This window comes from Gordonibacter faecis (assembly GCF_030077735.1).
Taxonomy (GTDB): Bacteria; Actinomycetota; Coriobacteriia; order Coriobacteriales; family Eggerthellaceae; genus Gordonibacter; species Gordonibacter faecis.
In genome coordinates this window covers 106,953-113,646 of the sequence record NZ_JASJEU010000018.1, presented here as the reverse complement: position 1 = coordinate 113,646, position 6,694 = coordinate 106,953, and the positions used below count along the sequence as shown (strand labels likewise).

At 63.2% G+C, this 6,694-nt stretch carries 8 protein-coding genes; all 8 read left to right on the top strand.

All coding sequences use genetic code 11. The annotated features are described in order from the left end of the window. Positions 1–297 precede the first annotated feature (297 nt). The 8 genes from murA (at position 298) to rhaD (ending at position 6,521) form a co-directional block, all read left to right on the top strand. Positions 298–1,587, top strand: a complete 1,290-nt coding sequence (gene murA, locus QNJ86_RS09380; RefSeq protein ID WP_283832351.1) for a UDP-N-acetylglucosamine 1-carboxyvinyltransferase — start codon at positions 298–300, stop codon at positions 1,585–1,587. A 15-nt stretch (positions 1,588–1,602) separates the two neighbouring features. Continuing rightward, positions 1,603–3,102, top strand: a complete 1,500-nt coding sequence (locus QNJ86_RS09375) for an LCP family protein (RefSeq protein ID WP_283832350.1) — start codon at positions 1,603–1,605, stop codon at positions 3,100–3,102. 131 nt (positions 3,103–3,233) lie between these two features. Further along, positions 3,234–3,470 (top strand): NifU family protein, encoded by a 237-nt coding sequence (locus QNJ86_RS09370; protein WP_283832349.1) that lies wholly within the window; start codon positions 3,234–3,236, stop codon positions 3,468–3,470. A 15-nt stretch (positions 3,471–3,485) separates the two neighbouring features. Beyond that, entirely contained in the window at positions 3,486–3,776 is a 291-nt protein-coding gene (locus QNJ86_RS09365; RefSeq protein ID WP_283832348.1) for a hypothetical protein, read from the top strand. Positions 3,777–4,010: 234 nt separating this feature from the next. Next, positions 4,011–4,232: a UDP-N-acetylmuramoylalanyl-D-glutamate--2,6-diaminopimelate ligase gene (locus QNJ86_RS09360; RefSeq protein WP_283832347.1), complete on the top strand. Its 222-nt coding sequence runs from the start codon at positions 4,011–4,013 to the stop codon at positions 4,230–4,232. Continuing rightward, positions 4,226–5,065: a prolipoprotein diacylglyceryl transferase gene (lgt, locus tag QNJ86_RS09355; protein WP_283832346.1), complete on the top strand. Its 840-nt coding sequence runs from the start codon at positions 4,226–4,228 to the stop codon at positions 5,063–5,065. The genes QNJ86_RS09360 and lgt overlap by 7 nt, the downstream gene beginning before the upstream one ends. A gap of 90 nt (positions 5,066–5,155) precedes the next feature. Continuing rightward, positions 5,156–5,536: a desulfoferrodoxin family protein gene (locus tag QNJ86_RS09350; protein ID WP_283832345.1), complete on the top strand. Its 381-nt coding sequence runs from the start codon at positions 5,156–5,158 to the stop codon at positions 5,534–5,536. A 79-nt stretch (positions 5,537–5,615) separates the two neighbouring features. After that, on the top strand, positions 5,616–6,521 hold the full coding sequence (rhaD, locus tag QNJ86_RS09345) for a rhamnulose-1-phosphate aldolase (RefSeq protein ID WP_283832344.1): 906 nt from the start codon (positions 5,616–5,618) through the stop codon (positions 6,519–6,521). Positions 6,522–6,694: the final 173 nt, after the last annotated feature.

Below are 6,694 nucleotides of genomic sequence, written 5' to 3'. Positions count from 1 at the left end.
CCTTCGCATAGGATTGCAGCACATCTTCTTCAACCCCTCAACCCAATAACTATTATCAGTGCTCAGGATGACAAGGGATGCTCGCAACGACGGGCGTATCAATCCTGGTTCACGTAGAGTTAGTTGCGCAATAATCTCTTTCCCCTTCTGCTTTCGTTGTGGAGGCCTGCTTTGTGCGGGCCTCTGGTTTTTATAATGGGTGGGTGGCAAAAAACTCGCTGCTTTGAGCGGTGGGGTTGACGATAGAGAATACGATACGGCGAATGGCCTGGTAATCGGGCATGGAGGGACGCTCTCATGGCAGAAGAGATCATCATCGTGCAAGGCAACGGCGTGCTCACTGGCGAGGTTGCCGTCTCGGGAGCGAAGAACTCGGCGCTCAAGCTCATGGCGGCGGCGCTTTTGGGTCGCGGCGAAAGCGTCATTGAAAACGTGCCGCTCATCTCGGATATTGCCATTATGGCGGAGGTGCTGCGTTGCCTGAACGCGCGCGTGGAGCGCGAGGGGCACACGCTGGTTATCGACACCGAGGCCGTGGACAAGTGGGAAACGCCGTATGAGCTGGTGTCGAAGATGCGCGCGAGCATTGCCGTGCTCGGGCCGCTCATCGGGCGCTTTGGGCAGGCGCGTGTTGCCATGCCGGGCGGGTGCCAGATTGGCGCGCGCAAAATTGACATGCACCTGGTGGGCCTGGAAGCACTCGGCGTGGAATTCGTTGTGGATCACGGCTTTCTGGAAGCAACCACGCCGCATGGGCTTATGGGTGCGCACGTGGTGCTGGACTTCCCCAGCGTGGGTGCAACGGAGAACCTGCTGATGGCGGCCGTGGTGGCCGAGGGCACTACCACCATCGAGAACGCGGCGCGCGAGCCGGAAATTGTTGACCTTGTAAACATGCTGAACGCCATGGGTGCGCGTGTATCGGGCGGCGGATCGTCGTTTGTCGAGGTGGAGGGCGTGCCGCTGGAGTCGCTGCACCCCTGCGAGCATCGGACAGTGGGCGATCGCATTGAAGCCGGCACGTTCCTCGCGGGCGGCGCGCTCATGGGTGGCCCCGTGACCGTGCGCGGCGTTGACCCCGCGTATCTGCGCATGGCGCTCATGAAGCTGGAGGCCATGGGCTGCGACGTGGAAACGGGCGCAGACTGGATCACCGTGCGCCGCGAGGGCCCGCTTGCGCCCACCGACATTCAAACGCTGCCGCACCCCGGCTTCCCTACCGACCTGCAAGCCCAGTTCATGCTGCTGGCGGCCTGCGCCGACGGCACGTCGGTCATCACGGAAAACGTGTTTGAGAACCGCTTCATGTTCGCCAGCGAACTTATTCGCATGGGGGCGGACATCACCATTGAAGACCATCATGCGCTCGTGCGCGGCGTGGAGGGGCTGCAGGGCGCGCCCGTGTCCTCTACCGACCTGCGCGCCGGCGCGGCACTGGTGCTGGCGGGCGTGTCGGCCGAAGGTGAGACGCGCATTCACAACATTGGTCACATCGACCGCGGCTACGAAGATTACGTGGGCAAACTAGCAACGCTCGGGGCGGATGTCGTGCGCGCAACCGTGGACGACGCGCTGCCGGCGTGCTGATAAGGCGGCAGGCCTATGTTCAGTAAAAAGAAGGGCTTCACCGCGTCGCAATCGAAGCTTACCTCGCGTCGCATGCGCTCGGCCACCATTGGCACGCACGTGCAGCGCCGCGCGCATAGCTCGTCGCGCCACATGAATGCCGATGCGGTGGGCTTTTCGAACTCGCGCAAGAAGCGGCGCGCGGCCCGTGGCGTGGTGGACACGCTGCTGCCCGATACCGCCACGCGCGAGAGTTCCTCGGAGTACGCGCGCCGCGTAAGCCGCCGCGAATTCACCGAAGAAGTGCAGCGCAAGGCGCGCGTGCGACGCATTGCGGTGGGTCTCGTGGCCATCGTGGTGGTGGCTGTCATCGCCGGTGGCGTGGGCGTAGCCACGTTCTTTGGCTCACTGGACGGGAAGATGGGGCTTGCCGATTCCAACGCGAAAACAGCGCTCACGGCCCTGAAGGAAGAGCGGCCGTGGTACGCGCTTTTAGTGGCTGACCTGGGCGCGGCCTCGGCGGCGCTCGACGAGGAAGGCCCCGACGCCTTCGTACTGGCGCGTGTGGACGAGGCGGCGGGCAAGGTGACGCTGGTGTCACTGCCCCCGAACCTGCGGGTGACCTTATCAGACGGCAAGGCGCACCGGCTGCGCGAGGCGGCCGGTGAGGGCGACGCAGCCCTGATCACGGCCGTAGCGGGCTTCGCGGGTGTCGACATCGCGCACTATGTGAAGACGGATGCAGCGGGCATTACCGCCCTGGTTGACGCGCTCGGCGGCGTGCCGGTGAACGTGGAGCAGGAGGTGGACGACCCGCAGGCGGGCGACACCTACCTGGCGCCCGGCGAGCAGACGCTCGATGGCAACGCGGCGCTCACCTTTCTGCGTGCAAGCAACTTCAAGGAGGGCGTGGAAGACCAGGCCAAAAACCAGCGCGCGTTCGTGGCGGCACTCGCCGAGCGGGCGTTCGACCGCGAAGGGGCACTTGCGTTCGCGACCTTCCTCGATTCGGTGGGCGGCTCGTTTGCCACTGACATTTCGGCCATGGACGCGCTTGGCTTGGCGGGGTCGCTCGGAGGCGTGGAAGCCGCCTCGGTGGCTGGCGCGCTTGTGCCGGGCTACGAAAGCACCGCCGATGACGTGAAGTATTATGTTGCATCGAGCGATGCCTGGGAGCAGATGATGGAAGCGGTGGATAAGGGCGAAGAGCCCCCTACCGACAAGGTCGCGCCGACGGGTGTCGACCGCAAGGCCTTCAAGGTTGAGGTACGCAACGGTGCCGGCATTGCCGGAGGGGCTGCTCAGGCGGGCGAGCTCTTGACCGCCGAAGGCTTCGATGTGGCGGGCACGGGCAACGCGGACAGCGATGCCTTCCCCGAGACGCTCGTTATTTACGACGGTGCTGAACATGAGGCGCAGGCGCAGGATGTGGCGGCCAGCCTGGGCATCGGCCGCGTCATTCAGGGCCTGGGCTACTACGAATACGAAACCGACGTACTGGTCATTCTGGGGAAGGACTGGAAGCCGGTGGCGTAAGCGCCGGAGGATTCAAGGCTGGTCGCAGGTACGCGCCTCCCGTTCGTGCTTTTTCTTGGCGAGCGCCGAGGCCCGGCCCTGCTATGGTAGAATCGGCACCCGAGAGACATCATATCGAGAAGGAGACATCCATGGTTGAAAAAACCGACGTGGCGGCTGTGCTTGAGCTTATCCGTCCCAGCCTGCAGGCTGATGGTGGCGACGTGAAGCTGGTTGACGTGGACGCCGACGGCGTGGTTTCGGTGGAGCTGCAGGGCGCCTGCAAGGGCTGCCCCATGTCCGAGATGACGCTGGCCAACGGCGTGGAGCGCATCCTGAAGGAGCGCGTGCCCGGCGTGACGAAAGTCATCCCCGCGCACGAGCAGTAGGAAGAAGGCGGGCTCATGGCGAACTGTTGGGAGAGGCGCGGCTGCGACGACGAGATGATGTCGCGTTGCCCGCACAACACACCCGGCGAGCCGTGCCCAGCCGATTGCCACTATGCCGCCTGCAATCGCGCCACCCATGTGGTGGCGACGGACGTCACGGTGCTGCTCAACCCCGAGCGGGACTACGAGGCGGCCGTCAAGGAAGTTTGCCGCTTCTGCGAGCACTTCCTCACGCAGGGGCCTAACCTGGCTGACGCGCCCGAGAGGGGCGAGCGGCAGGGCAACCCGAATCGCTTCTTGCTGTAGACGCCCCTTTGCGGGGCGCAAGCGAAGACGAACCGCACGAGATGCGCGGCCGTTCGACCCCTCGGGGACGGGCGGCCGCGCTTGTGTTTTCTGCGCGGGATAAGGGTGCAGGGCGTTCCAAGCGCCCCTGCCGCTTGGGTGGCAAGCGTTGCGTGTGCGTGAGGTTGCGCTTTTGGGAAGTCTGCTACAATGATATTCATCGGATCGGCGGAAGAGGCGAAGGAGTGTGAGCGCATGAGTCAGACGGTGTCCTGCCCGGCCTGCGGCGCGTCCAATTTGGACGTGTGCTGCTACGATTCCATGATGGTCGTGCGCGCCGATTTGGCCATGTTCACCCTGCGCTGTCCTGCCTGCGGAACCAAGGTTTCCAGCATGCAAAACATCCCCTCGCAACTGCGCGAAGAGGTGCGATTCGCCGCCATTGAAGTAGGCGCGGGCATGGGACGCACATGCTGAACGATATCTACCAGAATCTCGATCCTATCGTGTTTGTGGCCGGCCCTTTTGTGGTGCGGTGGTATGGGATTGCCTACATTGCGGGCTTCATCTTGGCGGCGCTGCTCATCTGGCGACTGGCGCGACGCTGGCGCATTCGGGTGGATGCTGATGCGCTGCTCACTATCATGTTCTGCGTTATCTTGGGCGTCATTTTGGGCGGGCGCTTGGGATATGTGCTGTTCTACGGTAACGGACTGGAGTTCTACCTGCAAAATCCGCTGGAGATATTCGCGTTTAATCACGGTGGCATGAGCTTCCACGGGGGGCTGGTGGGGGCGCTGCTGTCGGGCATTGCGGCGGCAAAACTTACCGGCATTCCGTATCTCACGCTGGCGGACCTCGGGTGCGTTGCGGCTCCCATCGGCCTTTTCTTCGGTCGTTTGGCGAACTTCGTGAATGGCGAATTGTGGGGCGCGCCCACCGATGCGCCGTGGGGCGTGGTGTTCGGCGGGGCGGCCGGTATGATACCGCGCCATCCCTCTCAACTCTACGAGGCGCTTCTTGAAGGCGTGGTGCTGTTCATAGTGCTGTTCGCGCTTTCGCGCAAGCTTCCGCCGCGGCCGCGCGGCACGTTCCTCGGCGTGTTCCTTATTCTGTACGGCTGTTTTCGATTCAGTATCGAATTTGTGCGCGTGCCGGACGCGCAGCTAGGATATCTGTGGGGCGGCTGGCTGACCATGGGGCAGCTGCTGTCCGTGCCGCTCATACTAGTGGGCATTGGTGTGCTGGTTTATGCGCTTGTAATGAAGAAGCCGCAAGAGGGGCTTCCAGAATTGCAACAATCAGAGTAACATATAACGCGTACGATCGAGAACGGACGTGAGATCCGGCGCGGCACCCAGCAGGGACGTCATGCCGGTAAGACCCGAAGGGGGTAAATCATGGAACTGAAATTCTACAAGTGCCTACACTGCGGCAACATTGCGGTAAAGCCGTTTGACTCGGGTGTGCCGCTGGTGTGCTGCGGCGAGCAGATGACCGAGCTTGTGCCCAACACCACCGACGCTGCGCTGGAGAAGCACGTGCCCGACGTGAAGGTGGACGGCTCGAACGTCCATGTTCAGGTGGGCAGCACGCTGCATCCCATGACGCCGGAGCACTACATCACGTTTGTGTGCCTGGAGACGAAGAACGGCTACCAGTTCGTCGAACTCACGCCTGAGGATGCCCCCGTGGCCGACTTCGCCGTGGCAGAGGGCGACGAGCCCGTGCGTGTGTACGAGTACTGCAACATCCACGGCTTGTGGGTGGCCTCGCTCTAACCACTGGTTCCGCATGCTATGATGAATGCCCGTTCGGCACATGCCGGGCGGGCATTCTTTTTCGAACACAGGAGGAACCATGGGATTCTTCGACAACGCGCAAGAGATGCTCGACAAGGGCGTGTCGGCCGCGAAAGGTGCCGTGTCCGGCGTGGCCGTGGAGCAGCAGGCATTCGCGAAGTCGTTTTTGAGGCTGTGTGCCGATGGGTGGAGTCAGGGCTGGCACGAGGCTAACGGCGGGAACCTGTCGTATAGACTCAAGCCCGAAGACGTGGCGTCGTGCCGCTCGTTTTTCTACGATAACCCCAGTTCATGGGTGCCATTGGGCGTGCAGGCGGACAACCTGCGCGGCGAGTTTTTCATGGTGAGCGCCGCGGGCGCCCACATGCGCTCCGTGCCGCTTGACCCGGATGCTTCCACGGGTATTGTGGAGCTGAGCGCGGCGGGCGACGCGTGGCGCATCGTGTGGGGCTTCAAGGATGGCGCCGTGCCCACGAGCGAACTTGCCAGCCACGTAGCCGTGCACGCCGTGCGCAAGGAGGTGACGGCGGGGGCCGACCGCGTGCTTTATCACGCGCATCCCGCCGACGTGGTGGCGCTTACCAACGTGCTGCCGCTCGATGCGCGCACGTTCACACGCACGCTGTGGAAGATGTTGCTGGAGAGCATGGTGGCATTTCCGCACGGTGTGGGCGTGGTGCCATGGATGGTTCCGGGTGGGTCCGAAATTGCGGCCGCCACGGCTGACGTGATGCGCACCTACGACGCGTGCGTGTGGGCGCACCACGGCGTGTTCTGCCCGGGTGCGACGTTCGATGCCGCTTTCGGCCTCATGCACACCATCGCGAAGGCGGCCGGCATCTACGCCACCGCCCGCGCCATGAACGGCGGCAACGATACGTTCGCCAGCACCATTCCCGACGAGGGTTTGTGCGGCATAGCCGAAGCCTACCACCTCCCCGTAAACAAGGCGTTTTTGTCCTAGGGGGGCGTGCGGCTGTTTGGCGGTGGCGTTTTGGACGGCCGCGTTTGGGTAACCACTTCCCGTGGAAACGCAGGGAATTCTGCGGAATTTCGTGCGTGGATGGGCGGGCTGTGCTATAGTACAAAGGCTTGTCTTCGCCTTGGTCGGAAACCAAGGCCCCGTAAAGGAGAACC